Below are 25967 nucleotides of genomic sequence, written 5' to 3'. Positions count from 1 at the left end.
GCGACGAGCCGGGGAGGGCCGCATGTCGATCGGCTGGAAGCTGCACGGCGACGGGCGGACGCCGCCGCCGGGCGAGGTCGTCGGTCCCGGCGAGCGGCTGACCTGGCCCCGCACCGCCGGGATCGGCGCGCAGCACGTCGTGGCGATGTTCGGCGCGACGTTCGTGTTCCCCGTCGTGATGGGCCTGGACCCCAACCTGTCGATCATGATGTCCGGGGTCGCGACGATCCTGTTCCTGCTGGTCGTCGGCGGGCGGGTGCCGAGCTACCTCGGCACCAGCGCCTCGTTCGTCGGCGCGGTCGCGGCGATCCGCGCGGCGGGCGGCGACAGCGCGACCGTGACCGGCGCGATCCTCGTCGCCGGCCTCGCGCTCGCCGCCGTCGGGCTGACCGTGCACGTCCTCGGCGGCGAGGTCGTGCACCGGCTGTTCCCGCCCGTGGTGACCGGCGCGGTCGTCATGCTGATCGGGTTCAACCTGGCGCCGGTCGTCGCCACCGTCTACTGGCCGCAGGACCAGTGGGTCGCGCTGGGGACGCTGGGCTTCGCCGTCCTGTGCACGGTGCTGCTGCGCGGGTTCTGGGGGCGGATCTCCATCCTGCTGGCGCTGGTGTTCGGGTTCGCGCTGTCGTGGCTCCTCGACGCGACGGCCGGCAAGATCACCTCCGTGCTGCCCGGGCAGAACCTGCTGGACGCCTCCGGTAAGGCGTGCCGCGGCGAGGGGCCCTACTGCGTCGCGACGGCGTTCCCGCACGACCGGCTGAGCTTCTCCGGGGTGGACGCCGCGGACTGGTTCGGGTTCCCCGACCTGCACGCCCCCGACTTCAAGACCTCCGCGATCCTGCTGGCGCTGCCGCCGGTCATCGCGCTGATCGCCGAGAACACCGGGCACGTCAAGGCCGTGTCGGCGATGACCGGCGAGAACCTCGACCCCGTCCTCGGCCGCGCGCTCACCGCCGACGGCGCCGCGACCGCGCTCGCCACCGGCCTCGGCGGCTCCCCGACCACCACCTACGCCGAGAACATCGGCGTGATGGCCGCGACCCGCATCTACTCGACCGCCGCGTACTACGTCGCGGCGGTCGTCGCGATCGCGTTCGGGCTGTGCCCGAAGTTCGGCGCGCTGGTCGCGGCGACGCCGGGCGGCGTGCTCGGCGGCATCACCGTCGTGCTGTACGGGATGATCGGGCTGCTCGGCGCGAAGATCTGGATCGAGAACCGGGTGGACTTCGGCGACCCGGTCAACCTCGTCCCGGTCGCGGCGGCGGTGATCCTCGCGATCGGGGACGTGCGGCTCGACATCACGGACGACTTCCCGCTCCAGGGCATCGCGCTCGGCACGGTCGCGGTGCTGGTCGGGTACCACCTGCTGAACGCGGTGGCGCGCCGCCCGGAGGGGCGGGGCGGCGGCGTCATCGCGCCCGACGAACGCGAGATCGGCGGGCCGGTCCGCCCGCCGACGTCGGGCGCGGGCTGAGGGGGCCGCCGGTGAAACCGCCGCCGTTCCGCTACCACGCGCCCCGCACGCTGGAGGAGGCGCTGGACGTCCTCGCCGCCGACCCGTCGGCGAAGGTGCTCGCCGGGGGGCAGAGCCTCGTCCCGCTGCTCAACATGCGGCTGGCCGCGCCGTCCGCGCTGGTCGACATCAACCGCGTCGCCGGGCTCGACGTCCTGCGCGTCCGGGACGACGGCGTCCGCGTGGGCGCGCTCGCCCGGCACGCCCGGGTCGAGCGCTCGGCGGAGGCCGGCGCCGTCCAGCCGCTGCTGCGCCTCGCGCTCCGGCACGTCGCCCACCCCGTCATCCGCAACCGGGGGACGGTCGTCGGGAGCCTCGCCCACGCCGACCCCGCCGCCGAGCTGCCCGCCGTGCTGGCGCTGGTCGGCGGCACCGTCGAGGTGGCCTCGGCGGCGGGGCGCCGCACCGTCCGCGCGGACGCGTTCTTCCGCGGCCCGCTGGAGCCCGCGCTGGAGCCGGGCGACCTCGCCGTGTCGGCGTTCTTCCCGGCGCTGCCGCCGCGCACCGGCGCCGCGTTCGCCGAGACGTCCCGCCGCCACGGCGACTACGCGCTCGCGGGCGCCGCCGCCACCGTCGCGCTCGACCGCGACCTGCGGGTCACCTCGGCTCGCGCCGCCTACCTCGGCGTCGCCGCGACCCCGCTCGTCCTCGACCTGACCGGGGCCGCCGGGCCCGCGGGGGACTGGGCGGCGGCGTCCGCGCACGTCCTGGAGCGCGTCGAGCCGGAGGCCGACATCCACGCGAGCGCCGACTACCGGCGGCACCTGACCGGCGTGCTCACCGCGCGCGTGCTGCGCGCGGCGGCCGCCGGAGCCCTACGTGACCTGCGGAAGGCGGAGGGATGCTAGAGGAGCCGCACGACATCGCGCTGACCGTCAACGGCGTCCACCGCACCGCCCGCGCGCCCGCCCGGCGGCTGCTGTCGGACCTGCTCCGCCACGACCTCGGGCTGACCGGCACGCACGTCGGCTGCGAGCACGGCGTGTGCGGGTGCTGCACCGTCCTGCTGGACGGCGATCCCGTGCGCTCGTGCCTGCTGTTCGCCGTCACCGCCGCCGGGCACGAGGTCACCACCGTCGAGGGCCTCGCCGCGCCGGACGGGACGCCCTCGCCCGTGCAGCGCGCCTTCCGCGAGTGCCACGGCCTCCAGTGCGGGTTCTGCACGCCCGGGTTCCTGTGCACGGTCACCGCGCTGCTGCGGGAGACGCCGCGCCCCACCGAGGACCAGGTGCTCGAAGGCATCTCGGGGAACCTGTGCCGCTGCACCGGGTACCAGAACATCGTGAAGTCGGTGCGGCGCGCCGCCGAACTGGCCGCCGCCGACGGGGCCGCCACCGACGAAGGGACCGCCTAGATGGGGACGCGCGTGTTCGGCGAGCCCGTTCGGCGCCGCGAGGACGCCCGGCTCCTCACCGGCCGGGGCCGCTTCCTCGACGACCTCGGGCGGGACGCGCTCGCCGCCGCGTTCGTCCGGTCGCCGCACGCGCACGCCCGCGTCCTCGACATCGACGTCATGGACGCGCTGGACGTCGACGGCCTGGTCGCCGTCTACACCTCCGAGGACCTGCCCGGCGGGGTCGGCGAGCCGCTGCCGCTGCTCATCCCGCACCCGGCGCTCACCCACGGCCGCACCGCGTACCCGCTGGCGCGCGGTATCGTCCGGCACGTCGGCGAACCCGTCGCGATGGTCGTCGCCCGCGACCGCTACCTCGCCGAGGACGCCGCCGAGCGCGTCCGCGTCGAGTACGAGACGCTGCCCGCCGTCGTCGGGATCGAGGCGGCCACCAGGGCCGAGCACCTCGTGCACGACGACGTGCCGGGCAACGTCGGCGCCGTCCTGGTGCAGGAGACCGGCGACGCCGCGGCGGCCGTGGACGCGGCGCCGCACCGGCTGGAGTTCCGGCTGTCGATCGAGCGCAGCGCGTCCACGCCGCTGGAGGGGCGCGGCGTCTACGCGCGCTGGGACGCCGACGACGGGTCGCTGCGCGTGTACACCTCCACGCAGGCGTCCACGGGCGTCCGCGCCGCGATCGCGGCGCGGCTCGGGCTGCCGAACGGCAAGGTCGAGGTGATCGCGCCGGACGTCGGCGGCGGCTTCGGCGTCAAGATCGTGCACCCGTGGCCGGAGGAGGTGCTGGTGCCGTGGGCGGCGCGGCTGCTCGGCCGCGAGGTCAAGTGGGCCGAGGACCGCCGCGAGCACTTCGTCTCCGCGGCGCACGAGCGCGGCCAGGTGCAGGACGTGCGGGTCGGGTTCGACGGCGAGGGCCGCGTCCTCGGCCTGGACGTGCGCATCCGGCACGACCACGGCGCCTACACCCCGTACGGGATCATCGTCCCGATCGTCACCTCCACCCAGCTCCTCGGCCCCTACCGGATCGGCGCGTACCGGGCGGAGGTGACGAGCCTCTACACCAACACCGTGATGGTCACCCCGTACCGGGGCGCGGGCCGCCCGCAGGGCGTGTTCTGCATGGAGCGGACGATGGACCGCATCGCCCGCCACCTCGGCCTCGACCGCGCCGACGTCCGCGCCGCCAACCTGATCCAGCCGGACGAGTTCCCCTACGACCAGGGCCTGACGTTCCAGGACGGGCGTCCGCTCGTCTACGACTCGGGCGACTACCCCGAGCTGCTGCGCCGGGCCCGCGAGCTGGTCGGCTGGGACGGCTTCGAGGCCGACCGCGCCGCCGCCGCGTCCCGGGGCCGCCGCGTCGGCGTCGGCATCGGGATCTACGTCGAGGGCACGGGCGTCGGCCCCTACGAGGGCGGCCACGTGGAGATCGACACCGCCGGGCGCGTGCACGTCTCGACCGGGCTGACCTCGCAGGGCCAGAGCCACGAGACCGTGTTCGCCCAGATCGCCGCCGCCGAGCTGGGCGTCCCGCTCGCGGACGTCCGGGTGACCACCGGCGACACCCGCCGGTTCGGGTACGCGGTCGGCACGTTCGCCTCCCGCGCCGCCGTGATGAGCGGCAACGCGATCGCGCTGGCCTGCCGGAAGGTGCGCGCCAAGGCGCTGCGCATCGCGGGCGAGGCGCTGGAGGCCGACCCGGGCGACCTGGACATCGCCGACGGCGTCGTCCACGTGAAGGGCGACCCGTCGGCGTCGCTCCCGCTGCGGACGGTCGCGGTGCTGTCGAACCCGCTGCGGTACGCCTTCGACGCCGAGACCGCCGCCGCGACGCAGTTCGCGACCGGCCGCCCGGTGACCGAGCCGCCCGTCGCGCCCGGGGACGAGCCGGGCCTGGAGGGCCGCGACTACTACTCGCCGGTCCGCTCGACGTTCGCGGCGGGCGCGCACGCCGCCGTCGTCGAGGTCGATCCGGACACCGCCGAGATCGCGATCCTGCGGTACGTCGTCGTCCACGACTGCGGGCGGCTCGTCAACCCGATGGTGGTCGAGGGCCAGATCCACGGCGGCGTCGCGCAGGGCGTCGGCGGCGCGCTGTACGAGCGGATGGTCTACGACGGGTCGGGGCAACTGCTCAACGCCTCGTTCATGGACTTCCTCATGCCGTACGCGACGGAGGTGCCGCGGATCGAGACCGACCACCTGGAGACCCCGTCGCCGCTGAACCCGCTCGGCGTGAAGGGCGCGGGCGAGGCGGGCGTGATCCCGGTGTCGGCGGTGATCGCCTCGGCGGTCGAGGACGCGGAGGGCATCCGGATCGACGCGATGCCGCTGTCACCCGACGACCTGTTCGCACTGCGCAGGCAGGTGGAAAGCGCCGGCGGGGTTGCTTCGGCCGGAATGGGCGAGAGGGGGGCCTGCGACCTTGGGGGTGGTGCTGGCGGGGTTGCTTCGGCCGGAATAAGCGAGAGGGGGGCCTCCGACCCTGGGGGTGGTGCTGGCGGGGTTGCTTCGGCCGGAATAAGCGAGAGGGGGGCCTCCAACCCTGGGGGTGGTGCTGGCGGGGTTGCTCGGGGAGCGGGGGACCTCCAACCCCGCCAGCGTGTTGACGATAACGCGGTGGCCGCACGCCAGCGGCGCAACCGGGATACGTCCGGGTAGGTCGGGTTTCAACCACCCGCGGGGGCGTCGGGGGCGGTGCCGCCGAGCGAGGCCGGGAGGTAGTTCTGGACGGCGGCGGGCCGGAACCCCTGCTGCCTGATCCAGCCGAGGATCATCTGGAACTGCTGCGCGAGCCCCTTGCGGTAGTGCATGAGGACGATGTCGCCGGGCTTGAACTCCTTGCCCGTGCCGTCGCCGCGCGCGAAGCCGTTGAGGCCGACGCCGGGGCCGGTCGTGCCGTTGTAGAACTCGGCCGACCACAGCAGGATCGACCTGATCCCGCACTCCTTGGCGACCTTGCGGGTCGTCGCGTTGAAGCTGCCGAACGGCGGCCGGAAGATCTGCGGCGTCCGGCCGTACTGCTGGGCGATCGCCGCCGAGGAGTCGCAGATCTGCTTCTTCTGCCCCTCGGGGCTGAGCGTCACCATGTTCGGGTGGCTGACGGTGTGGTTCTCCATCGGCGAGCCCGCGTTGCGCATGGCCCAGAAGTACTGGCCCTCGCCCTTGATGTAGGTCGAGGTCAGGAACGTCATGATCGGAACCTTCTCCTTGCGGACGAGGTTCACGAACTCGGCGTCGTAGGTGTAGCCGTCGTCGATGGTGAGGAAGACGACGCGGTCCTGCGTCTCGATGCGGCTGATGACCGGCGGGAGCCCGTCGGCCGAGGGTTTGGGCATCGTCCAGGAGCCGGGCTTGGGCGCCTCCCACTTCTGGTCGGCGAGCGCCGCGCTCAACTCCGTCCGCACCGAGGGGCCGGAGTGCCCCGCCTGCGCCCGCAGGACCGGCCAGCCGCCTGCCGCCACGCCGAGCGCGGCGGCGACCGCGGTGGCGATGACGGGCGTCTTCCCTCGCATCAGCCGCGTTCTCCGTTTCAGTTGGGGGACTTCCGTGGGACGTCGTCGTCCCGCAACGGTTGACGCGGCCGGGGGGCCGGTAGTTCGCGCGAGACGCGGAGTTAGCGGACATTCTGGCCATTCCCGGGGCCGCGCGCCCGGAACCGGCCGATGCTCGGCGTGTACGCGGCGCGCGATCGGCAAGTGTTGCCGTTCGGCGGGGCGGCGGCATTCCCTAGAGTCGGGTCATGCAGGTCACAGGCAGTGCCACCGTCGCCGCGCCGCTCGCCCGCGTCTGGGACGCGCTCCAGGACCCGGCGGTCCTCGCCCGCACGATCCCCGGCTGCCACTCGCTGGAGGAGACGGCCCCGGGAAGCTACCGCATGACGATATCGGCGGGCGTCGCGTCCGTGCGGGGTACTTACGTGGGACGGGTCGAGCTCACCGACCCCGATCCGCCCAGCGCGTTCACGCTCCGCGCGCGGGGGCAGGGCGCGCCCGGCACGGTGGACGCGACGGTGCGGGTCCGGCTGTCCCGCGACGGCGACGGCGACGGAACCGGGGACGGCGGCACGGGCGGCGGTTCGACGCGCGTCGACTACGACGCCGACGCGGTCGTCGGCGGGATGATCGGCGGCGTCGGCCAGCGGATGCTCGGCGGCGTCGCCAAGCGGACGGCGGGCGAGTTCTTCGCGGCCGTGGAACGTGCCCTGACCGAGCCCGCCGCCGCTGCCGCACCCGAGGCCGGACCCGGGCCCGCCGCGGCGTCAGGTCGCGTCCACGCGGGCCGGGCCGCCGCGTCCCGGGGGTCCGGCCGGGTCCCGGTCTGGCCCATGGTCGCCGCGTTCGCGACCGGCGGCCTCGTCGCGCTCGCGGGCGTCGCGCTCGGCCACCTTCTCGGCCGCCGGGCCCGCTGAGCGGCGGTGCGCCCGGCCCGGCCGAGGAGCAGCGCCGCGACCGCCGCGACCATCGCCGCGATGCCGGACAGGCGGGTGGCGACGACGCCGTAGCCACGCCGCGGCCGTGCCGAGCGCGACCGTCCTGCGCGCGGGCGCGCCGCGGGAGAGGCTCACGCGTCCCGCCGCTCGAACAGGGCCAGCGCGGCGGCCAGCACCGCGAGCGTGTAGAGGGCGAACAGGCCGAGGCCCGTCCACGGCGCGAGCTGGTCCGACCGCCGGACGGGCGACAGGATCGCGTTCCCCGCGTTGGACGGCAGCACCTTGTTGACCTTCTCGCCCCACGCGCCGGGCAGGAACCCGCCGACGATCCCGAGGACGAACATCAGCACGAACACCGCGACGACCGACCCCGCGGTGTGCCGCAGCAGCGTCCCGACGCCGAGCGCCAGCACCGCGATCAGCGCGAGGTACACGCCGCCGCCCACGACCGAGCGCGCCATGCCGGGGTCGCCGAGCGAGCCGTCGAGGTCCTTGGAGGCGAGGATGCCCTGGCTGACGAAGAAGCACGCGAACGACACCGCGATCCCGACGAGCAGCACGACGGCGCCGAGCACGGCGGTCTTGGCCGCGAGGTAGTGGGCGCGGCGCGGCACGGCCGTGAGCGCCGTCCGGATCATCCCGGTGGCGTGCTCGGAGGTGATGACCAGCACGCCCAGCGCCCCGAAGACCACCATGCCGAAGTAGAACGCGACCTGCGTGGGGAGCATCGGCGTGAACGTCGCGCGGTCGTGCTCGCTCATGTCGTCGAAGGACGCGCTGAACGCCAGGGCCCACAGCGCGGAGAAGCCGATGAGGACGACCGCGCCGGCGAGCAGCGTCCAGAACGTGGACTTGACGGTGCGGATCTTCGTCCACTCGGCGGACAGCACGTGCCCGAACCGCACCCGCCGATCGGCCCGCGCGCCACCGGGCGGCGCGGGCGGCGCGGGCGGCGCGGGAGCCGCCATCAGCGCACGCCATCCGGCCTCGGCCCCCGCGCGGGCGGCGGGTTCGGTGGCGGCGCGCCGCCGGGGACGCCCGCGTGGTACTCGACGGACTCGCCGGTCAGCCGCATGAACGCCTCCTCCAGCGACGGCTGGACGGTCGCCAGCTCGTGCAGCCGCAGCGCGTTGTCGGCGGCCAGGTCGCCGATCAGCGCGGCGGGCGCGCCGAACACGCGCAGCGACCCGTCCGGGCCCGGCTCGGCGCGGTGGCCGCGCGCGGCCAGTAGCCGCGCCAGTTCGGCGGCCTGCGGCGACCGGACGAGGACGTGGCTGGAGGCGTTGGCGTCGATGAACTCCCCGACCCCGGTGTCGGCGAGGATCCGGCCGCGCCCGATGACGACCAGGTGCTCGGCGGTGAGGGCCATCTCCGACATCAGGTGGCTCGACACGAACACCGTGCGGCCCTCCCGCGCGAGCCGCCGCATGAGCGTCCGGATCCAGAGGATGCCCTCCGGGTCCAGGCCGTTGACCGGCTCGTCGAACATCAGCACGCCCGGATCGCCGAGCAGCGCGGCGGCGATGCCGAGCCGCTGGCCCATGCCGAGCGAGAAGCCCCGGGCCGGCTTGCGCGCGACGCTCTGGAGCCCGACGAGGCCGAGCACCTCGTCCACGCGGCGGGCGGGGATCGCGTTGCTCCGCGCGAGGCACAGCAGGTGGTTGCGGGCGCTGCGGCCGCCGTGCACGGCCTTCGCGTCCAGCAGCGCGCCGACCTCGCGCAGCGGCGCGCCGAGCGAGCGGTACCGGCGGCCGTTGACGGTGACGTCGCCGGAGGTCGGCCGGTCCAGGCCGAGGATCATCCGCATCGTCGTCGACTTCCCGGCGCCGTTGGGGCCGAGGAACCCGGTCACCCGTCCCGGCAGGACGGTGAACCCGGCCTGGTCGACGGCGGTCTTCTCGCCGAACCTCTTCGTCAGCCCCCGCGCCTTGATCATGCGTCCCTGATACCGGAGCGCCCGGACGCGGAAACGGCACGGCGGGCACCCGGGGACGGATTTCACCCCCGGATTGCCCGCCGTTGGACGTGCCCGCCGCCGGGCACGTCCGAGCCGGTCACCGTACCGCCGGTTACTTCACTTCCAGCAGGTCCACCACGAAGATGAGCGTCTCGCCCGGCTTGATCGCCGGGCTCGGGCTCCGGTCGCCGTAGGCGAGGTGCGGCGGGATGACGAGCTTGCGGCGCCCGCCCACCTTCATCCCGGCGATCCCCATGTCCCAGCCCTTGATGACGCGCCCGGCGCCGAGCTGGAAGTCGAAGGTGCCGCCGCGGTTCCAGGACGCGTCGAACTCCTCGCCCGTGGACCAGGACACGCCGACGTAGTGCATCGACACGGTCGCGCCCTTGACGGCCTCGTCGCCGTCGCCCTTGGTGATGTCGGTGATGTCGAGGTGCTCGGGCGGCTGGCCCTCGGGGAAGTCGATCTCGGGGCGTTCAAGCGCCATGAACGTGCTCCAGCGTCTCGTCGGTTCGGAAACCGCCCAGCCTAGCCGCCCGGCACCCGGACCGCGCCCGCGGATCAGCGGGTGCGGGTCAGCACGCCCGGACGTAGTAGACCGGCCCGAAGTCGTACGGGCCCGACTCGCCGGGGGCGACGTCCTTCAGGACGTTGCGGCCGGAGCCCTTCAGATAGCCGTGGGCGCCGCCGGTGTTGGAGTTGTGGTAGAGGCCCTCGCCATTCCACCTCCGCAGCGTGAAGTCGCGGCAGCGGTAGAGCGAGAAGACCTTGCCGCCCTCGTTGGCCCACACATTGGTGTAGATGCAGAAATGGCCGGACGGGCAGGGCGTGCCGTTCTGCTTGTCGATCCAGGCCCAGCAGTCCTTGCTCTGGTTGATCGCGCACTGGCCGACGCCGTCGACCGAGGCGTTGTCGTTTCCGCTGTTCAGCACCGTCGTCTGGTGCGTGGGGGCGGTGACCCGCGTGCCGTCGGCCCGCGCGGCGGAGTCCTGGGCATAGGCGGTGCCGGTGCTCATTCCGGCGACGATGACCGCCGCCGCGGCGGCCGATCCGAGGGCATTGCGAAATGCGAAGCGCGCCATGGGAGACTGCCTTTCTTGGTTCGGTTGACCCGGTAAAGGGTTCGGTCGGCGCGGGGTCCAACAAGCATTGCCCCCGCGGCGCTTTGATCGCAATCCTCGGCCTTGGCCGGAAGTTGACGGCCTTTCACATTTAAACAATGGCAGCGGGCCCGGCCGCGAACGCGCGGCGGGCGACTTGGCAGGTTGTGGGGGTTTCGCAGGTGGGCGCGGTTCGGTAGACCCGTGGTCATGACGAGGCGGCTGCGGATCGGGATCGACACGGGCGGGACGTTCACCGACGTCGTCGCGCTCGACGAGGACACCGGCGAGATCATCACGACCAAGACGCCCTCGACGCCCGCCGACCCGGCGGAGGGGTTCGCGGCGGCCGCGGCCGAGGCGCTGCGGCTGGCGGAGGCGGCCCCGGCGGAGGTGACGGCGCTGGTCCACGGCACGACCGTCGCGACGAACCGGCTGCTGGAGGACCGCGTCGAGGGGCTCGGGTTCGTCACGACGGAGGGCTTCGAGCCGCTGCTGGAGATCGCGCGGCAGAGCGTCCCCGACGGCTACGGCAACAGCTACTTCTGGGTGAAGCCGCCGCGGATCGTCCCGGCGCACCTGGTGCGGGGCGTCGGCGGGCGGATCGACCACACCGGCGCGGAGCTGGCGCCGTTCGACGAGGAGTCGGCGGTGGCGGCGGCGCGGTTCCTGCGCGCGGCGGGGGTCGAGGCGGTCGGGGTGTGCTTCCTGCACTCCTACGCCGACCCGTCGCACGAGCTGGCGATGCGGGAGGTGCTGCGCCGCGAGCACCCGGACGCGGCGGTGTCGCTGTCGTGCGAGGTGCTGCGCGAGTACCGCGAGTACGAGCGCGCGGTGACGACGCTCGTGGACGCCGCCGTGAAGCCCGCGATGGGCGGCTACCTCGCGCGGATCCGCGCGGGCGCCCCGTCCCGTCCGCTGGTGATGCAGAGCAACGGCGGGGTGCGGTCGGCCGAGGAGGTCGCGCGGCGGCCGGTCACGACGGTGCTGTCGGGGCCGGCGGCGGGCGCGCTGGGCGCGGCGTTCGCGGTCGGCGGGTCGGTGGTGACGCTGGACGGCGGCGGCACCTCCACCGACGTCGCGGTCGTGCTCGACGGCGAGCCCGCCCTCACCACCGAGGGCGTGGTCGGCCGCCACCCCGTCCGGATCCCGATGGTCGACATCGTGACGGTCGGGGCGGGCGGCGGGTCGGTGGCCTGGCGGTCCCCGGAGGGCGCGCTGCGGGTCGGGCCGCGCAGCGCGGGCGCCGACCCGGGCCCGCTGTGCTACGGGCGCGGCGGCGCCGAGGCCACGGTGACCGACGCGCACGCCGTTCTCGGCCGGATCCCGCCCCGGCTGCTCGGCGGCCGCGTCCCGCTGGACGTGGACGCGGCCCGCGCCGGCCTCGCGGTGCTGGCCGAGGAACTGGGGCTGGAACCCGAGCGGGCCGCCGCCGGGATCCTGGAGATCTCGGCGTGGAACCAGGCCAACGCCATCCGCCGGATCACCGTCGAGCGGGGGCTGGACGTCCGCGACTACCCGCTCGTCGCGTTCGGCGGGTCGGGGCCGCTGCTGGCGTGCCGGCTGCTGGACGTGCTGGACCTGCCGTCCGCCGTGATCCCCCACAACCCCGGAAACCTCTCGGCGTTCGGGCTGCTGACCGTGGACGTGCGCGGCGACCACGTCCGCACCCGCGTCGTCCGCGACGACGAGCTCGGCCCGGCGCTGCTCGCGGAGGTGTTCGCCGACCTGGAGGGCGAGGCCGCCGCGGCGCTCGCCCGCGAGGGGTTCGGCGAGGACCGCCGCTACGCCCGCTCCGCCGACCTGCGCTACCACGGGCAGGCGTTCGAGGTGCGGGTCGCCGCGCCGGACGGACCGCCGGGCGAGGAGCTGCGCGCCGAGACGGTGCGGCGCTTCCACGACGCCCACGAGGCCCTGTACGGATACTGCCACCGCGGCGACCCCCGGCACCCCGTCGAGTGGGTCAACCTGCGGGTCTCGGGGATCGGGCCGCTCGCCCGGCCCCCCGTGCGGGAGCGGCCGCCGGGCGACGGCGACGCGTCCCGCGCGGTCACCGGCACCCGCCCCGTCCACTTCGACTCCTGGGAGGACACCCTCGTGTACAGGCGTGACGCGCTCCGGCCCGGCGATGTCGTGCGCGGCCCGGCGGTGATCGAGGAGTTCGGCTCGACGGTCCCGCTGCACCCCGGGTTCCGGGCGACCCTCGACCGGCTCGGCGCCCTGGTGGTGACCCGGTGACCGCCCCGAGCCCCGGCGGGGGGACGGCCCCCCGCGAGGACCCGGTCCTGGTGGAGATCGTCGAGGGCACGCTGGCGGCGGTCGAGCGGGAGGTGGAGACCGCCATCGCCCGGACGGCCCGCTCCCCGATGATCCGCGACGCGCACGACTTCCGCGCGGGCGTCCACGACCGGCGCCTCCGCAAGCTGACCGGACGCTCCTACTCGGCGCTCGTCCAGCCCGTCGCGCGCGACTTCCCGCCGGAGACGATGCGTCCGGGCGACGTGTACTTCCACAACGACGTGTACCTGTCGGAGGGCGGCATCGGGCACCTGCCCGACCTGTGCGTGACGGTCCCGGTGTTCCACGGCGGCGAGGTGGTCGCGTTCGTCCAGGCGTTCGGCCACCACGACGACATCGGCGGCGCCGTGCCCGGCTCGATGCCGAGCCACGCCCGCAGCGCCTTCGAGGAGGGCCTGATGGTCCCGCCGATCAAGCTGTGGGACCGGGGCGTCCGCAACGAGGCGGCGCTCGCCATCATGACCCGCAACTCGCGCACCCCGGCGTCGCTCGCCGGCGACCTGGACGCCGAGTGCTCGGCGTGCCTGATGGGCGCGCGGCGCCTCGGCGAGCTGTTCGCGCGCTACGGCCGCGCCGAGGTGGAGGGGTGCTTCGACGCCATCATCGACCGGACGACCCGCGCGTTCCGCCGCGAGCTGCTCGCCAAGCTCCCGGACGGGACGTTCGTCTGGGAGGACTACGCCGAGCACGACGGCGTCGACCCGCCCCGGCTGCACGCGCAGCGGATCACGCTGACCGTCGACAAGGCGGCCGAGGTCCCGCTCGTCATCGATTTCACCGGCACGTCCCCGCAGGCCAGAGGCCCGATCAACCACGCGGGCGACTACGCCGACGGGGTCTTCCTGAAGAAGTGGCTGGCGCCCGTCCTGCGCAACCTCGCCGACACGCCCGAGCGGGCCGCCGAGCTGGAGGTCAACGAGGGCGTCGTGCCGCTGATCGAGATGCGGTTCCCCGAGAAGGGCACGCTGCTCACGCCCGTGTTCCCGGCGCCGACCAACGCCCGCACATTCGTGATCCTGCGGCTGCTCGGCGTGCTCGCGGGCGTGCTCGCGAAGGCCACCGGCGGGCGGATGCCCGCCGACCAGGAGACGATCCGCTACACCGGCGTGCACGGCGAGGACGACCGGGGCCCCTACCTGATGCGCGAGGTGCTCGGCGGCGGCTCGGGCGGCCGCCCCCACGCCGACGGCGAGGACACCGTCCACATCGTCCCCGACTCCCGCAACATCCCCGTCGAGTTCGCCGAGGCGCGCTGGCCGCTGCTCGTCGAGCGGCTCGGCCTCGCCGTCGACTCCGGCGGGCCGGGGGAGCACCGGGGCGGCCTCGGCTACGACAAGCGCGTCCGGATGCTCCGCGACGCGCACTTCATGTCGATCGCCGACCGCTCGATCCTGTCGTGCTGGGGCGTGAACGGGGGCCGCGCCGGGCGCCCGTTCCGGGTGGACGTCGACGGCGCGGAGCTGGAGGGGCTCGTGGACGACCATCCCGTCCGCGCCGGGCAGGTCGTCCGCGTCCGGACGACCGGCGGGGGCGGCTGGGGCGACCCGCTGAACCGCCCGCCGTCGCGCGTGGCCGACGACGTGCGGGACGGGAAGGTCTCCGTCCGGGGCGCCCGCGACGACTACGGCGTCGTCATGCGGGGCGCGGCGGTCGACGCGGCGGCCACCGCCGCGCTGCGGGCGCGGCTGCGCGCCGAGCGCGGGCCCGCGCCGTTCTTCGACCGGGGCCCCGGCTACCCGCTGCTGTCGGGCGGCGCGCCGTCCGCCGACGTGGACGCGCTCGACTTCAGCCCGCCCGAGGACGGGTCCGCGGGGTAGAGGCGGAAGCGGTGCGGGGTGAAGGCGGCGCCGTCCACGTGGAGGTCGGCGCGCTCCCGCGTGCGGTCGGCGGCGAAGAACGCGGACTCGTGGGACGCCCACAGGTCCCAGTCGCCCGCGTACTCGGCGCCGTCGCGGGCGACGGCGCGGGCCCGGCGCAGCTCGCGCGGCGCGTCGATCCAGACGCGGAACGCGGCGGGCGACCCCGCCCAGGCCGCGCCGACGCCCTCCACCAGCAGGACGGGCGCGGCCGGGATCTCCTCCTGCGGCCCGTACCGGTCGCGGTGCCAGTCGTAGCGGCGCAGCCGGGCGGGCCGCCCCTCGCGCAGCGGCGCGAGCACCGCCTCCTCCAGGGGCCGCCACCAGGTGAGCGGGTCGGCGTCCCAGGGCACGCGGAAGTCGTCCGAGCGGACGACCGGCGCTCCGACCAGCACGGCCGCCAGGAATCCCGCGAACGTGGACTTGCCCGCGCCGCTCGGGCCGTCGACCGCCACCAGCCGCGCCGGGCCGCACGAGGGCGGCAGCGCGAGCAGGCGCGCGGCGAGCCCGGTGTAGGTGGTCGCGGGGCTGGGCGGTGTGGGATGCGGCACGGACGGCATACTTCCAGGTGGCTGCGCGGGATCGGCGGAGCCGGACCCTGAGGGAGGTGGCGCGCGATGGACCTGCTCGGCGGGACGGGCGGCCCGGTGCGGATCGCCGGCCGCGGCCTGGAGCGCGAGGCGCTGCTCGGGTGGGCCGCGGCCGTGGCGAAGGAGATCGCGGGCGCGGACGCCGTCGCGGTGCACGCCACCGCGTCCCTGGAGACGGCCGCCGCGGTCGTCGGCGGGCTCCTCGCGGGCGTGCCCGTGGTGCCGCTCCCGCCCGACTCGGGCTCCGACGAGCGCGCCCACATCCTCGGCGACTCGGGCGCGGGCCTGCTGCTGGCCGCCCGCGCGGAGGCGCCGCCCTCCGGCCCGCCGCTGCTCCCGGTCGACGAGCTGCCGCGCGACGGGTCGTTCTCCGCGCCCGAGCCGCCCGCCGACGCGACCGCGCTGATCCTCTACACCAGCGGGACGACCGGCGCGCCCAAGGGCGTCCTCGTCGCGCGCGGCGCCATCGCCGCCGGGCTGGACGGGCTGGCCGAGGCGTGGGCGTGGACCCCCGACGACGTGCTCGTCCACGGCCTGCCGCTGTTCCACGTGCACGGCCTCGTCCTCGGGCTGCTCGGGCCGCTGCGGGTGGGGTCGCCGCTCGTCCACACCGGGCGCCCCCGCCCGGAGGCGTACGCGGCGGCGGCGCGCGAGGACGGCGGCAGCCTGTTCTTCGGCGTCCCCACCGTCTGGTCGCGGACCGCGGGCGACCCCGCCTCGGCCGAGGCGCTGCGCGGCGCGCGGCTGCTGGTGTCGGGGAGCGCGCCGCTGCCCGTCCCGGTCTTCGAGCGGCTCGCCGCGCTCACCGGGCACGAGCCGGTCGAGCGGTACGGGATGACCGAGACCCTGATCACGATCAGCGCCCGCGCCGGCGGCGAGCGGCGGCCCGGGCACGTCGGCACCCCGCTGCCGGGGGTCGAGACGCGGCTGGCCGCCGAGGACGGCGGCGACGTCCCGCACGACGGGGAGACGCCCGGGGAGCTGCACGTGCGGGGGCCGCTGCTGTTCAAGGGCTACCTCAACCGCGCCGAGGCGACCGCCGCGTCGTTCACGGCGGACGGCTGGTTCCGCACCGGCGACATCGCCGCGATCGGGCCGGACGGCTGGCACCGCATCGTCGGCCGCGCGTCCACCGACCTCATCAAGAGCGGCGGCTACCGGATCGGCGCGGGCGAGATCGAGAACGCGCTGCTCGCGCACCCGGGCGTGCGGGAGGCCGCCGTGGTCGGCACGCCGCACGCCGACCTCGGCGAGCAGGTCACCGCCTACGTCGTCGCCGACGGCGTGGGGGAGCGGCAGCTCATCGACTTCGTCGCGGCGCGGCTGTCGGTCCACAAGCGCCCGCGCGTGGTGCACCTGGTCGGGTCGCTGCCGCGCAACGCGATGGGCAAGGTCGTCAAGACCCGCCTCGGCGAGCCGTAGGCGGATGACAGATGTCACGCGGGAGGGCTGACAACCGCCGCGCGAACCGGTGACACCGGCTTCTACCCCGGCGCGCCCGCGCCCGCCACGCTGGGGGCATGGAGACGAACCCAGCCATCCGGGTCGAGCGGCTGCGCCGGCGCTACGGCGACCACGAGGCCGTCGCCGGGATCTCCTTCGAGGTCGCGGCCGGGGAGCTGTTCGCGCTGCTCGGCACCAACGGCGCCGGGAAGACGACCACGCTGGAGACGCTTGAGGGGCACCGTCCCGTGCACGACGGGACGGTCCGCGTCCTCGGCCGCGACCCCTACGCCGAGCGCCGCGCGGTCCGCCCGCAGATCGGGATCATGCTGCAGGACGGCGGCTTCTTCGGCGACCTCACCGTCGCCGAGACGGTCGCGCACTGGCGCGGGTTCACGCCCCGGCCGCGCGACCTCGGCGAGGCGCTCGCGCTCGTCGCGCTGGAGGAGCGGGCGGACGTGCGGGTCCGGCAGCTCTCGGGCGGGCAGAAGCGCCGCCTCGACCTCGCGCTCGCGCTGCTCGGCCGCCCCCGCGTCCTGTTCCTGGACGAGCCGACCACCGGCATGGACCCCGAGGCCCGGCACGCCACCTGGCGGATCGTCCGCGACGTCGTCGAGGACGGCACCACCGTGCTGCTCACCACCCACTACCTGGAGGAGGCCGAGCATCTCGCCGACCGCCTCGCGATCATGCACCGGGGCCGGATCGAGCGGTCCGGCACCGTCGCCGAGGTCGTCGCGGGCCACGGCGACCGCATCGGCTTCCGCATGCCCGAGCGGCTCAGGGTCGCCGACCTGCCCGCGCTCGGGGGCGCCGCCGCCGACGTCGCGGTCGAGGGCGGCCGCACCGCCGTCACCTACACCGTCGCGGGCACCGGCCTCCAGGCCGGCCTGTACGAGCTGCTGCGCTGGGCCGACGAGCGCCGCGTCCGGCTCGACGGCCTGCACGCCCGCAGCGCCTCCCTGGAGGACGTCTTCCTCCGCACCGCCGAAGGAGCGGCCCGATGAACCTCCCCGCGCCCTACGGGGCGAGCCCGGCCGCGATGCTGCGCGTCGCCCGCCTCGACCTGACGCTCCTGTGGCGCAACCGGACGTCGCTGTTCACCGTCATGGGCCTTCCGGTGCTGTTCACCGCCCTGCTCGTGCCGCTGCGCGGCGAGCGGATCGACGGCACGGACGGCGCGCTCCTCCAGGGCACCGGGCACCTCGCCTTCTTCCTCGTGTTCGCCGTGTTCATGAACCTCGTCACGGTGTTCACCGCGCGCCGCGAGGACCGCACGCTCAAGCGGCTGCGCGGCACCGCGCTGTCGGACGCCGACATCCTCGGTGGCAGCGTCCTCACCGCGACCGCGCTGTACGCGGCGCAGGCGCTGGGGCTGCTGGTGCTGCTCGGGGCGGCGATGGGCGGCCGGTTCCCCGCCGACCCGCTGCTGCTGGCCGCGGGGCTCGCCGGGGGAGCGGTGGTGTTCGCGCTGCTGGCCTTCCCCGTCGCGGCGGTCACCCCGACCGCCGAGCTGGCCGGGCTCACCGTCCTGCCGATCATGTTCGCGTGCATGGCGGGCGCCGGGGTGATGTTCCCCCTGGACGGCCTGCCCGGCGCGCTGCGGGAGGCGTGCCGGTGGCTGCCGCTCAGCCCGGTCGTGGAGATCGCCAGGACCGCCTACTTCGGGCGGGACTTCGCGGGCGGCGGCGGGCACCCGTCCGTCGGCCTCCTGGAGGGCTGGGCCGAGTGCCTGCGCTCGTTCGCCGTCCTCGCGATGTGGGCGGGGCTCGGCCGCGCGATGGCGGGCCGCTGGTTCCGCTGGGAGCCGCGCCGCGGCTGAGTCGGTACCCTGCCTGGCGAGGAGGAAGCGGACATGGCGGTCGCCACCACGGCGGAGCTGGCGGAGCAGGACACCCGCAGGCTGGAGCGCTACCGGCGCGTCACCTACCGGTCGTTCATGCTCGCCTCGCTGGGCTTCCTCGGCCCGGGCCTGGCCGCCCTCGTCGGCTCCTACGCGGCCGGCGACCTCGCCGGGCCCCTCGCGCTGGCCGGGCTCGCGGGCCTCGGCGTGCTCTTCGCCTGCTACCTGTGGCTCGTCCGGACGGGCCTGGACGGCGGGGCGCCGCGGCGCGCCCTCGTGGTCAGCGGCGCGGTGACGGCGGCGCTGACCGCGCTGCTGCTCGCCGACCCGCTGTTCAGCGTCGTCCCCGTGTTCTGGGTGTCGGCCGTGGCGCTGACGCCGATGAGCCGCACGCGGATCGCCGCGCTGTGCGGCGGCACCGGCGCGGTCTGCGGGGTGTTCGGCACGCTCGGCGCCGAGCGCCTCTACCCCGGCCACGCCATGCCCTGGTTCGGCGTCCTGCCGATCCTCGTCGCGGTCTACACGGCGACCTGCGCGCTGGTGGCGTTCCTCAACCGCTACCAGCGCGGCACCTGGGAGCTGCACCAGCAGGCCTACGCCGGACGCGACGCGCTCGCCCGGCTCGCGGTCACCGAGGAGCGGCTCCGCTTCTCCCGCGACCTGCACGACCTGCTCGGCCACAGCCTCTCGCTGATCGCGGTGAAGAGCGAGCTGGCGATGCGGCTCGCCGAGGCCGACCCGGGCCGCGCGGGCGCCGAGATGTCCGACGTGCGGCGCGCCGCCCGGGACGCGCTGCGCGAGGTCCGCGCCGCCGTCCACGGCTACCGCGCCGTCGAGCTGGACGCCGAGCTGGCCGGGGTGCGGGCGGTGCTGGAGGCCGCGGGCGTCCGCTGCGAGGTCGGCGACCTGCCGGACGGGCTGGCGCCCGAGGTCCGCTCCGTCCTCGCCTGGGTGATCCGCGAGGGCGCCACCAACGTGATCAAGCACAGCGAGGCGCGCCGCTGCGCCGTGACCGTCGTCCGCCGCGACCGGTCGGTGGTCCTGGAGATGGTCAACGACGGCGTCCGCGCCGCCGCCGACCCGCGCACGGGCCCGCGCACCGGGTCGGGGCTGGCCGGGCTCGCCGAACGCGTCGCCGTCCACGGCGGCGAGATCACCTCCGGCCCGCACGGCCGCACCGGGTTCCTCCTGCGCGCCGCGGTCCCGCTGCCCCGCGAGGGCGGCCCGGCCGGCGGGCCCGGCGCGTCGCCCGCCCCGGACGCCCTGCCCGCCGGGAGGACGGCGTGATCCGGGTGCTGCTCGCCGACGACGAGCACCTCATCCGGGGCGCCGTCGCGGCGCTGCTCGGGCTGGAGCCCGACCTGGAGGTCGTCGCCGAGGTCGGACGCGGCGACGAGGTCGCGGCGGCCGTCGCCGAGCACGACCCCGACGTCGCCGTCCTCGACATCGACATGCCCGGCGCGAACGGCCTCACCGTCGCCGAGACCCTCCGCGACCAGGGCGCGCGGTGCTCGGTCTGCATCCTGACCAGCTTCGGGCGCCCCGGCTACCTGCGCCGCGCGATGGCGGCGGGCGTGCGCGGCTTCGTCGCCAAGGACGCGCCCACCGAGGAGCTGGCCGCCGCGATCCGCAAGGTGCACGACGGCGGCCGCTACCTCGACGCCGAGCTGGCCGCCAGCGCGATGGCCGCCGGCGACAACCCGCTGACGGGCCGCGAGCGCGAGATCCTCAGGCTCACCGGCGCCGGGACCGAGACCGCCCGCATCGCCGCGCTGCTGCACCTGTCGGAGGGCACCGTGCGCAACTACCTGTCCACCGCGATGGCCAAGCTGGGCGTCCCCAACCGGCTCGCCGCCGTCCGCGCCGCCCGCGACATGGGCTGGATCTGACCGGGGCGGCCGGACCCGATCGGGTTAGGCTGTCGGCGTGGCTGAGGCTCTCGTACCGCGCATGCAGGGATTCGGCGAGACGATCTTCGCGGAGATGTCCGCGCTGGCCGTCCGGACCGGCTCCATCAACCTCGGCCAGGGCTTCCCCGACACACCGGGGCCCGCGGCCATGCTCGACGCGGCGGCCGAGGCCGTCCGCGCCGGCGACGTCCAGTACCCGCCCGGCCCCGGGGTGCCCGAGCTGCGCGAGGCCGTCGCCGCGCAGCGGCTCCAGCGGTACGGGCTGGCCTACGACCCGGCGACGGAGGTGTTCGTCACCGTCGGCGCCACCGAGGGCATCGCCGCCTCGGTGCTCGCCCTCGCCGGGCCGGGCGACGAGGTCGTCGTCTTCGAGCCCTACTACGACTCCTACGCCGCCGTGATCGCGCTGGCCGGGGCCGTGCGCAGGCCGGTGCTGCTGCGCCCCTCCGGCGGCCGGTTCACCTTCGACCCCGACGAGCTGCGCGCGGCGGTCGGGCCGCGCACGCGGCTGCTGCTGCTGAACTCGCCGCACAACCCCGCCGGCACCGTGTTCACCCGCGAGGAGCTGGAGACGATCGCGGACGTCGTCCGCGAGCACGACCTCGTCGCCGTCACCGACGAGGTGTACGAGTACCTGACCTTCGACGGCACCGAGCACATCCCGCTCGCCACCCTCGACGGCATGCGCGAGCGGACGGTGTCGGTGTCCTCGGCGGGCAAGACGTTCTCGGTCACCGGCTGGAAGACCGGCTGGGTGACCGCGCCCGCCCGCTACGTCCGCGCCGTCCAGACCGTGAAGCAGTTCCTCACCTACGCCGCCGCCGCGCCCTGGCAGCGGGCCGCCGCCTACGCGCTGGGCTCGGAGCTGGCGTGGGTCGCGGAGCTGCGCGCCTCGCTGGAGGGCAAGCGCGACCGGCTGGTCAGCGGGCTGGAGGCCGCCGGGTTCACCGCCTACAGCCCGCAGGGCACCTACTTCGTGCAGGCCGACATCCGGCCGCTCGGCTTCACCGACGGCCGGGAGCTGGCCCGCGCGCTGCCCGAGAAGGTGGGCGTCGTCGCGATCCCCACGCAGGTGTTCTACGACCACGCCGAGGCGGGGGCGCACTTCCTCCGCTTCGCGTTCTGCAAGAAGGACGAGGTCATCGACGAGGCGGTCGAGCGGCTCTCGCGCCTCCGCTGACCGCGCCGCAGGACAGGAGCCGACGACGTGCCCGACCCGATCGAGGTCCGCAAGGTCCCCATCGAGAGCGTGACCGACGCCTCCGGGCTGGCCCGGCTGATCGACGGGGGCGTGCTGGAGGCCGACCGGGTCCTCGCCGTCGTCGGCAAGACCGAGGGCAACGGCGGCGTCAACGACCACACCCGGCTGCTCGCCGACCGGGCGTTCCGCGAGGTGCTGACCGCCCGGGGCACGCGGTCGGCCGAGGAGGTCGCGCGGGTCCCGCTGGTGTGGTCGGGCGGCACCGACGGGGTGCTGAGCCCGCACGCGACCGTGTTCGCCACCGCCGACCCCGCGTCCGTCCCGTCCTCCGGCGAGCCGCGCCTGTCGGTCGGCGTCGCGATGAGCGAGGTCATCGCGCCCGAGGACATCGGCCGCCCCGCGATGGTCGCGACCGTCGCGGCGGGGGTGCGCGCGGCGATGCGGGCCGCGGGCATCGAGGACCCCGCCGACGTCCACTACGTCCAGACCAAGACGCCGCTGCTCACCCTCGACACCATCAACGACGCCCGCTCGCGCGGCCGCGACGTCGTCACCGACGACACCCTGGCGTCGATGGACGTCTCCAACTCGACCACCGCGCTCGGCGTCGCGGTCGCGCTCGGCGAGGTGGAGCCGCCCGCCGCCGAGCAGATCCACCGCGACCTGTCGCTGTACTCCTCGGTGGCCTCGTGCTCCTCGGGCGTCGAGCTGGACCGCGCCCAGATCGTCGTCGTCGGCAACGTGCGCGGCATCGGCGGCCGCTACCGCGCCGGGCACGGTGTGATGAAGGACGCGATCGACGCCGACGGGGTCTGGGACGCGATCCGCTCCACCGGCCTGCCGCTGCCCGACCGGCCCCGCGCCGCCGACCTCGGCGACCGGCTCGTGAACGTGTTCGTCAAGTGCGAGGCCGACCCGGGCGGCGCGGTCCGGGGCCGCCGCAACATCATGCTGGACGACTCCGACGTGCACTGGCACCGCCAGATCAAGGCGTGCGTCGGCGGCGTCGTCGCGTCGGTCACCGGCGACCCCGCCGTGTTCGTGTCGGTCGCCGCCGTTCACCAGGGGCCCTCGGGCGGCGGCACCGTCGCCGCCATCGCCGACCTCGGATGACCGAGAGTATCCGGGTTGTCGCCCACGGCGGTCGCCGGAGGCTATAGCCTTCCTGCCGTGTCCGGACTGAGCATTCCCGAACCCCAGTTCCCCGGGGACGACGGCGGCGCCGACCCCCGGCTGTGCGAGGCGCTCGCCGGCCACGCCGCCGGCCGCGTCGGCGAGCACGCGGTGCTGCGGCGCCTGCAGGGCGCGCGGCTGCTCGTCCCCGTCGTCGCGGTCCTCACCGAGGAGGAGCAGGTCGCCCCCGGCGAGCTGCGCCGGGAGAAGTCGAGCGACATGGCGCTGCCCACCCTCGTCGGCGAGGACGGCCGGCGCGGCGTCCTCGGGTTCACCTGCGTCGAGACCATGCTGGCGTGGCGCCCCGACGCACGGCCCGTCGCCGTGCACGCCCGGCAGGCGTGCCGGGCCGCGCTCGACGAGGGCGCCCACGCGCTGGTGGTGGACGTCGCGGGCCCCGTCCCGTTCGCCGTCGACGGGCTGCGGCTGCACCTGCTCGCCGAGGGGCGCCCCGTCCCGCCGCCGCACGAGGACCCCGACGTCCTCGCCGCCGTGGAGGCCGCGTTCGGGTCCGACCAGGCGGTCAGCGGCGTCCGCGTCACCGAGGGCACCGGCGCCGAACTCGCCGTCCGCTTCGCGGTGGTCCCCGGCCACGACGAGCGGCTCACCGTGCGGCGCGTCTCCGACCGGCTCGCCGCCCTGCTGCGCGGCAGGATCGTCGGAGGCGTCGAGTTGAGCGTCGTCCGCCGGTAGGGTACGGCGTCGTGGACGCTCCCGACGCCCCCGTCCCAGGCCCCGCCGGCCCCGACACCCCCGCCCCCGAGCCCGCGGGCCCGCCCTCCGCGGCCCCGGCCCCCGAGGCCGGAGTCCCGGACGCCGAGGCCCCCGAGGCCGGAGTCTCCGAAGCCGGATTCTTCGAGGTTCCGCCCGCCGCGACCCAGCCCTCGGCGGTGCGGGCCCCCGGCGAGGACCCGGCGGACGCGTGGTCGCTGCACGCCGCCTGGGCCGCGCCGCTGCGCCGCCGCCCCGTCCCGATCGCGCTGCTGGCCCTCGCCGTCCTCACCGCGCTGACCTGGCGGATCGGCGCCCGCCCCGATCTGCCCGCGTTCCTGTGGCTCGGCCTCGCCGGAACGTTCCTCGGCGTCGTCGACGCCACGCTGCGGCGGCTCCCCGAACCGCTCACGCTGCCCTCCTACGCGGCGGGCGTCACGCTGCTCGGCGCCGCCGCGTCCTTCACCGACGACGGCGGCGCGCGGTTCGGCCGCGCGATCCTCGGCATGGCCGCGCTCGGCGCGTTCTTCGGCGTCCAGTGGCTCCTGCTGCCCGAGGGGACGCTCGGCTTCGGCGACGTCACGCTCGCCGGGCTCCTCGGCATGCACCTCGGCTGGCTCGGCTGGCGCGCCTGGGTCCTCGGCGTCACCGCCACGCTCGCGATCGCGCTGGTCGTGTCGCTGGCCCTGCTGGCCACCCGGCGCGCCGGGCGCAAGTCCCAGATCCCCTACGGCCCGTTCCTGCTCGCGGGCACGCTCGCCGCCGTCCTCGTCCACGGCTGAGCCGCCCGCCCCCGCCGGCCCGCGGTCGATCATCCGAAGCGGCCGGTGACTTCGTCAACACTGGCCGTTGCCTCGCCGCCGCCCGGCATTCATGATCAACTCACCGTCACGGAAGGAGCCGACGTTGACGGACCTCCATGACGCACACGACCACCGGCGGCGGGACGGCACGTCCCTGGACGATCTCGACCGATGGGCCGGCGCCGCCCCGGACCGTCCGGCCGTCGTGGGGCACGTCTAGGGGACGGGGGAGGCTCCCGACACCGTCCTCACCTACGCGGGCCTCGCCGAGCGGGTGGACCGGGTCGCGGCGGGCCTCGCGGAGCTGGGCGTCCGGCCGGGCGGCTTCCTCGACCTCGCCGAGCGGTACGGGATCACCGCCGCCTACCTCACCCCGCTGGTCCTGGACGCCCCCGTCATCTGAGACCCGAGCAGGGCAACCGAAGGAGGACGATGGAGTTCCAGGACGTGCCCGCCGCCCGGCGGATGGTGCGCCGCGGCCTCCCATGCGCAAGCCCCTGGAGGACCTCGTCCGCTACGAATCCTGGTGACCTCCGGCCGCCCCCGCCCTCTCAGATGGTGGACGGCGTCACGGGGCGCGGCGGGGAGTCAATAGGATCTGACGCATGCTGCGCTGGTTGACCGCGGGGGAGTCCCATGGCCCGGCCCTCACCGCGATCGTGGAGGGCCTGCCGGCCGGCGTGCGCGTGACCTCGGCGGACATCGCCGAGGATCTGCGCCGCCGGCGGCTCGGGCACGGGCGGGGCGCCCGGATGAAGTTCGAGCAGGACCAGGTGCGGATCCTCGGCGGCGTCCGGCACGGGACGACGCAGGGCGGTCCGGTCGCGATCGAGGTCGGCAACACCGAGTGGCCCAAGTGGGAGACGGTGATGGCCGCCGACCCCGTGGACGCGGACGTCCTCGCCGCGCAGGCGCGCAACGCGCCGCTGTCGCAGCCGAGGCCCGGCCACGCCGACCTCGTCGGGATGCAGAAGTACGGCTTCGACGACGCCCGCCCGGTGCTGGAGCGGGCGAGCGCCCGCGAGACCGCCGCGCGCGTCGCGCTCGGGACCGTCGCCAGGGCGTTCCTCCGGCAGACCCTCGGCGTGGACGTGCTGAGCCACGTGATCGCGCTGGGCGAGGTCGAGGCGCCCGAGGGCGTGCTGCCGGGCCCGGGCGATCTCCAGCGGGTGGACGAGAGCCCCGTGCGCTGCTTCGACGCCGCCGCGTCCGAGGCGATGGTCGAGCACATCGACGAGATGAAGAAGGCGGGCGACACGCTCGGCGGCGTCGTGGAGGTGCTCGCCTACGGCCTGCCGCCCGGCCTCGGCAGCCACGTCCACTGGGACCGGCGGCTCGACTCGCGGCTCGCCGGGATCCTCATGGGCATCCAGGCGATCAAGGGCGTGGAGGTCGGCGACGGCTTCACGACCGCGCGGCGGCCCGGGTCGCGGGCGCACGACGAGATCGACGCCACCCCCGACGGCGTCCGCCGCCGCACCAACCGCGCCGGCGGCGTCGAGGGCGGCATGACCACCGGCGAGCCGCTGCGGGTGCGGGCGGCGATGAAGCCGATCTCGACCGTCCCGCGCCGGCTGGACACCATCGACGTGCGGACCGGCGAGCCCGCCAAGGCCATCAACCAGCGCAGCGACGTCACCGCCGTGCCCGCCGCCGGGGTGGTCGCCGAGGCGATGGTGGCGCTCGTCCTCGCGGACGCGGCGCTGGAGAAGTTCGGCGGCGACTCCGCGGAGGAGACCGCCCGCAACGCGCGGGCCTACCTCTCCGCGCTGACGGTCAAGTGACC

The 25967-nt window shown here is 75.4% G+C and carries 24 protein-coding genes; 18 read left to right on the top strand and 6 right to left on the bottom strand.

Going from position 1 to position 25967, the window contains the following annotated elements:
• The first annotated feature begins 22 nt into the window (after positions 1-22).
• Genes GNZ18_RS35040 through cutA form a run of 4 tightly spaced genes read left to right on the top strand, consistent with a single transcriptional unit; the run spans position 23 to position 5525 of the window.
• Positions 23-1474: a uracil-xanthine permease family protein gene (locus GNZ18_RS35040; protein ID WP_156220963.1), complete on the top strand. Its 1452-nt coding sequence runs from the start codon at positions 23-25 to the stop codon at positions 1472-1474.
• 11 nt (positions 1475-1485) lie between these two features.
• Entirely contained in the window at positions 1486-2361 is an 876-nt protein-coding gene (locus GNZ18_RS35035; RefSeq protein ID WP_312874916.1) for an FAD binding domain-containing protein, read from the top strand.
• Complete coding sequence (locus tag GNZ18_RS35030; protein ID WP_156220962.1) at positions 2355-2867, top strand: (2Fe-2S)-binding protein; 513 nt, start codon at positions 2355-2357, stop codon at positions 2865-2867. Before GNZ18_RS35035 ends, GNZ18_RS35030 begins: the two co-directional genes overlap by 7 nt.
• Positions 2868-5525, top strand: coding sequence for an aerobic carbon-monoxide dehydrogenase large subunit (gene cutA, locus GNZ18_RS35025; protein ID WP_156220961.1), 2658 nt, complete (start codon positions 2868-2870; stop codon positions 5523-5525).
• An 8-nt stretch (positions 5526-5533) separates the two neighbouring features.
• Here the strand turns inward: cutA and GNZ18_RS35020 are convergent, their stop codons facing one another.
• On the bottom strand, positions 5534-6379 hold the full coding sequence (locus GNZ18_RS35020; protein WP_156220960.1) for a polysaccharide deacetylase family protein: 846 nt from the start codon (positions 6377-6379) through the stop codon (positions 5534-5536).
• A 227-nt stretch (positions 6380-6606) separates the two neighbouring features.
• On the opposite strand from GNZ18_RS35020, the gene GNZ18_RS35015 reads away from it, so the two are divergent.
• Entirely contained in the window at positions 6607-7275 is a 669-nt protein-coding gene (locus GNZ18_RS35015) for an SRPBCC family protein (protein WP_156220959.1), read from the top strand.
• Positions 7276-7427: 152 nt separating this feature from the next.
• On the opposite strand, the gene GNZ18_RS35010 is transcribed toward GNZ18_RS35015, so the two are convergent.
• From GNZ18_RS35010 to GNZ18_RS34995, 4 genes are all read right to left on the bottom strand, one after another.
• Positions 7428-8264 (bottom strand): ABC transporter permease, encoded by an 837-nt coding sequence (locus tag GNZ18_RS35010; RefSeq protein ID WP_156220958.1) that lies wholly within the window; start codon positions 8262-8264, stop codon positions 7428-7430.
• Positions 8264-9232, bottom strand: coding sequence for an ATP-binding cassette domain-containing protein (locus GNZ18_RS35005; protein ID WP_156220957.1), 969 nt, complete (start codon positions 9230-9232; stop codon positions 8264-8266). Before GNZ18_RS35005 ends, GNZ18_RS35010 begins: the two co-directional genes overlap by 1 nt.
• A 133-nt stretch (positions 9233-9365) precedes the next feature.
• Positions 9366-9740 carry an FKBP-type peptidyl-prolyl cis-trans isomerase gene (locus GNZ18_RS35000; protein ID WP_156220956.1) on the bottom strand — a complete coding sequence of 125 codons (375 nt, stop codon included), beginning with the start codon at positions 9738-9740 and terminating at the stop codon, positions 9366-9368.
• Between the two features lie 88 nt (positions 9741-9828).
• Complete coding sequence (locus GNZ18_RS34995; protein WP_156220955.1) at positions 9829-10269, bottom strand: hypothetical protein; 441 nt, start codon at positions 10267-10269, stop codon at positions 9829-9831.
• 294 nt (positions 10270-10563) lie between these two features.
• On the opposite strand from GNZ18_RS34995, the gene GNZ18_RS34990 reads away from it, so the two are divergent.
• Both GNZ18_RS34990 and GNZ18_RS34985 read left to right on the top strand, forming a co-directional pair.
• Positions 10564-12591 carry a hydantoinase/oxoprolinase family protein gene (locus tag GNZ18_RS34990; RefSeq protein ID WP_156220954.1) on the top strand — a complete coding sequence of 676 codons (2028 nt, stop codon included), beginning with the start codon at positions 10564-10566 and terminating at the stop codon, positions 12589-12591.
• On the top strand, positions 12588-14468 hold the full coding sequence (locus GNZ18_RS34985) for a hydantoinase B/oxoprolinase family protein (RefSeq protein ID WP_214617801.1): 1881 nt from the start codon (positions 12588-12590) through the stop codon (positions 14466-14468). Before GNZ18_RS34990 ends, GNZ18_RS34985 begins: the two co-directional genes overlap by 4 nt.
• On the opposite strand, the gene GNZ18_RS34980 is transcribed toward GNZ18_RS34985, so the two are convergent.
• Positions 14384-15067 (bottom strand): uridine kinase family protein, encoded by a 684-nt coding sequence (locus tag GNZ18_RS34980; protein ID WP_376766296.1) that lies wholly within the window; start codon positions 15065-15067, stop codon positions 14384-14386. The two genes, GNZ18_RS34985 and GNZ18_RS34980, sit on opposite strands and share 85 nt — an antisense overlap.
• Before the next feature lie 57 nt (positions 15068-15124).
• Between GNZ18_RS34980 and GNZ18_RS34975 the strand changes: the two genes are divergently transcribed.
• The 11 genes from GNZ18_RS34975 (at position 15125) to aroC (ending at position 25965) form a co-directional block, all read left to right on the top strand.
• On the top strand, positions 15125-16519 hold the full coding sequence (locus GNZ18_RS34975; protein WP_156220953.1) for an acyl-CoA synthetase: 1395 nt from the start codon (positions 15125-15127) through the stop codon (positions 16517-16519).
• A gap of 98 nt (positions 16520-16617) precedes the next feature.
• On the top strand, positions 16618-17547 hold the full coding sequence (locus tag GNZ18_RS34970; protein ID WP_156220952.1) for an ABC transporter ATP-binding protein: 930 nt from the start codon (positions 16618-16620) through the stop codon (positions 17545-17547).
• A complete protein-coding gene (locus GNZ18_RS34965; RefSeq protein ID WP_156220951.1) occupies positions 17544-18362 on the top strand; it encodes an ABC transporter permease in 819 nt (272 codons plus the stop codon). Before GNZ18_RS34970 ends, GNZ18_RS34965 begins: the two co-directional genes overlap by 4 nt.
• 33 nt (positions 18363-18395) lie before the next feature.
• Entirely contained in the window at positions 18396-19670 is a 1275-nt protein-coding gene (locus GNZ18_RS34960; RefSeq protein ID WP_156220950.1) for a sensor histidine kinase, read from the top strand.
• Positions 19667-20272: a response regulator transcription factor gene (locus tag GNZ18_RS34955; protein ID WP_312874915.1), complete on the top strand. Its 606-nt coding sequence runs from the start codon at positions 19667-19669 to the stop codon at positions 20270-20272. Before GNZ18_RS34960 ends, GNZ18_RS34955 begins: the two co-directional genes overlap by 4 nt.
• A gap of 37 nt (positions 20273-20309) precedes the next feature.
• Complete coding sequence (locus GNZ18_RS34950; protein ID WP_214617808.1) at positions 20310-21473, top strand: pyridoxal phosphate-dependent aminotransferase; 1164 nt, start codon at positions 20310-20312, stop codon at positions 21471-21473.
• 27 nt (positions 21474-21500) lie between these two features.
• A complete protein-coding gene (bar, locus tag GNZ18_RS34945) occupies positions 21501-22607 on the top strand; it encodes a barbiturase (RefSeq protein WP_312874914.1) in 1107 nt (368 codons plus the stop codon).
• A 57-nt stretch (positions 22608-22664) separates the two neighbouring features.
• Positions 22665-23360, top strand: coding sequence for an SseB family protein (locus GNZ18_RS34940; RefSeq protein ID WP_312874913.1), 696 nt, complete (start codon positions 22665-22667; stop codon positions 23358-23360).
• Between the two features lie 11 nt (positions 23361-23371).
• Entirely contained in the window at positions 23372-24160 is a 789-nt protein-coding gene (locus tag GNZ18_RS43885) for a prepilin peptidase (RefSeq protein ID WP_312874912.1), read from the top strand.
• A 295-nt stretch (positions 24161-24455) separates the two neighbouring features.
• Positions 24456-24584, top strand: coding sequence for a hypothetical protein (locus tag GNZ18_RS43435; protein ID WP_281378223.1), 129 nt, complete (start codon positions 24456-24458; stop codon positions 24582-24584).
• A gap of 202 nt (positions 24585-24786) precedes the next feature.
• Positions 24787-25965, top strand: a complete 1179-nt coding sequence (aroC, locus tag GNZ18_RS34930; protein WP_156220948.1) for a chorismate synthase — start codon at positions 24787-24789, stop codon at positions 25963-25965.
• The last annotated feature ends 2 nt before the right edge of the window (positions 25966-25967 follow it).

Origin of the sequence: Actinomadura litoris (genome assembly GCF_009733595.1) — a bacterium.
Classification (GTDB): Bacteria; Actinomycetota; Actinomycetes; order Streptosporangiales; family Streptosporangiaceae; genus Spirillospora; species Spirillospora litoris.
The sequence above is the reverse complement of the archived record's forward strand: the minus strand, read 5'-3'. Positions and strand labels throughout refer to the sequence as shown.

Coding starts and splice junctions, on each gene's coding strand:
- GNZ18_RS34990 (WP_156220954.1), top strand. CDS start 10,564: ATGACGAGGCGGCTGCGGATCGGGATCGACACGGGCGGGACGTTCACC.
- cutA (WP_156220961.1), top strand. CDS start 2,868: ATGGGGACGCGCGTGTTCGGCGAGCCCGTTCGGCGCCGCGAGGACGCC.
- aroC (WP_156220948.1), top strand. CDS start 24,787: ATGCTGCGCTGGTTGACCGCGGGGGAGTCCCATGGCCCGGCCCTCACC.
- GNZ18_RS35015 (WP_156220959.1), top strand. CDS start 6,607: ATGCAGGTCACAGGCAGTGCCACCGTCGCCGCGCCGCTCGCCCGCGTC.
- GNZ18_RS35005 (WP_156220957.1), bottom strand. CDS start 9,232: ATGATCAAGGCGCGGGGGCTGACGAAGAGGTTCGGCGAGAAGACCGCC.
- GNZ18_RS35000 (WP_156220956.1), bottom strand. CDS start 9,740: ATGGCGCTTGAACGCCCCGAGATCGACTTCCCCGAGGGCCAGCCGCCC.
- GNZ18_RS34975 (WP_156220953.1), top strand. CDS start 15,125: ATGGACCTGCTCGGCGGGACGGGCGGCCCGGTGCGGATCGCCGGCCGC.
- GNZ18_RS35030 (WP_156220962.1), top strand. CDS start 2,355: ATGCTAGAGGAGCCGCACGACATCGCGCTGACCGTCAACGGCGTCCAC.
- GNZ18_RS34965 (WP_156220951.1), top strand. CDS start 17,544: ATGAACCTCCCCGCGCCCTACGGGGCGAGCCCGGCCGCGATGCTGCGC.
- GNZ18_RS35040 (WP_156220963.1), top strand. CDS start 23: ATGTCGATCGGCTGGAAGCTGCACGGCGACGGGCGGACGCCGCCGCCG.
- GNZ18_RS35020 (WP_156220960.1), bottom strand. CDS start 6,379: ATGCGAGGGAAGACGCCCGTCATCGCCACCGCGGTCGCCGCCGCGCTC.
- GNZ18_RS35010 (WP_156220958.1), bottom strand. CDS start 8,264: ATGGCGGCTCCCGCGCCGCCCGCGCCGCCCGCGCCGCCCGGTGGCGCG.
- GNZ18_RS34970 (WP_156220952.1), top strand. CDS start 16,618: ATGGAGACGAACCCAGCCATCCGGGTCGAGCGGCTGCGCCGGCGCTAC.
- GNZ18_RS34960 (WP_156220950.1), top strand. CDS start 18,396: ATGGCGGTCGCCACCACGGCGGAGCTGGCGGAGCAGGACACCCGCAGG.
- GNZ18_RS34980 (WP_376766296.1), bottom strand. CDS start 15,067: ATGCCGTCCGTGCCGCATCCCACACCGCCCAGCCCCGCGACCACCTAC.
- GNZ18_RS34995 (WP_156220955.1), bottom strand. CDS start 10,269: ATGAGCACCGGCACCGCCTATGCCCAGGACTCCGCCGCGCGGGCCGAC.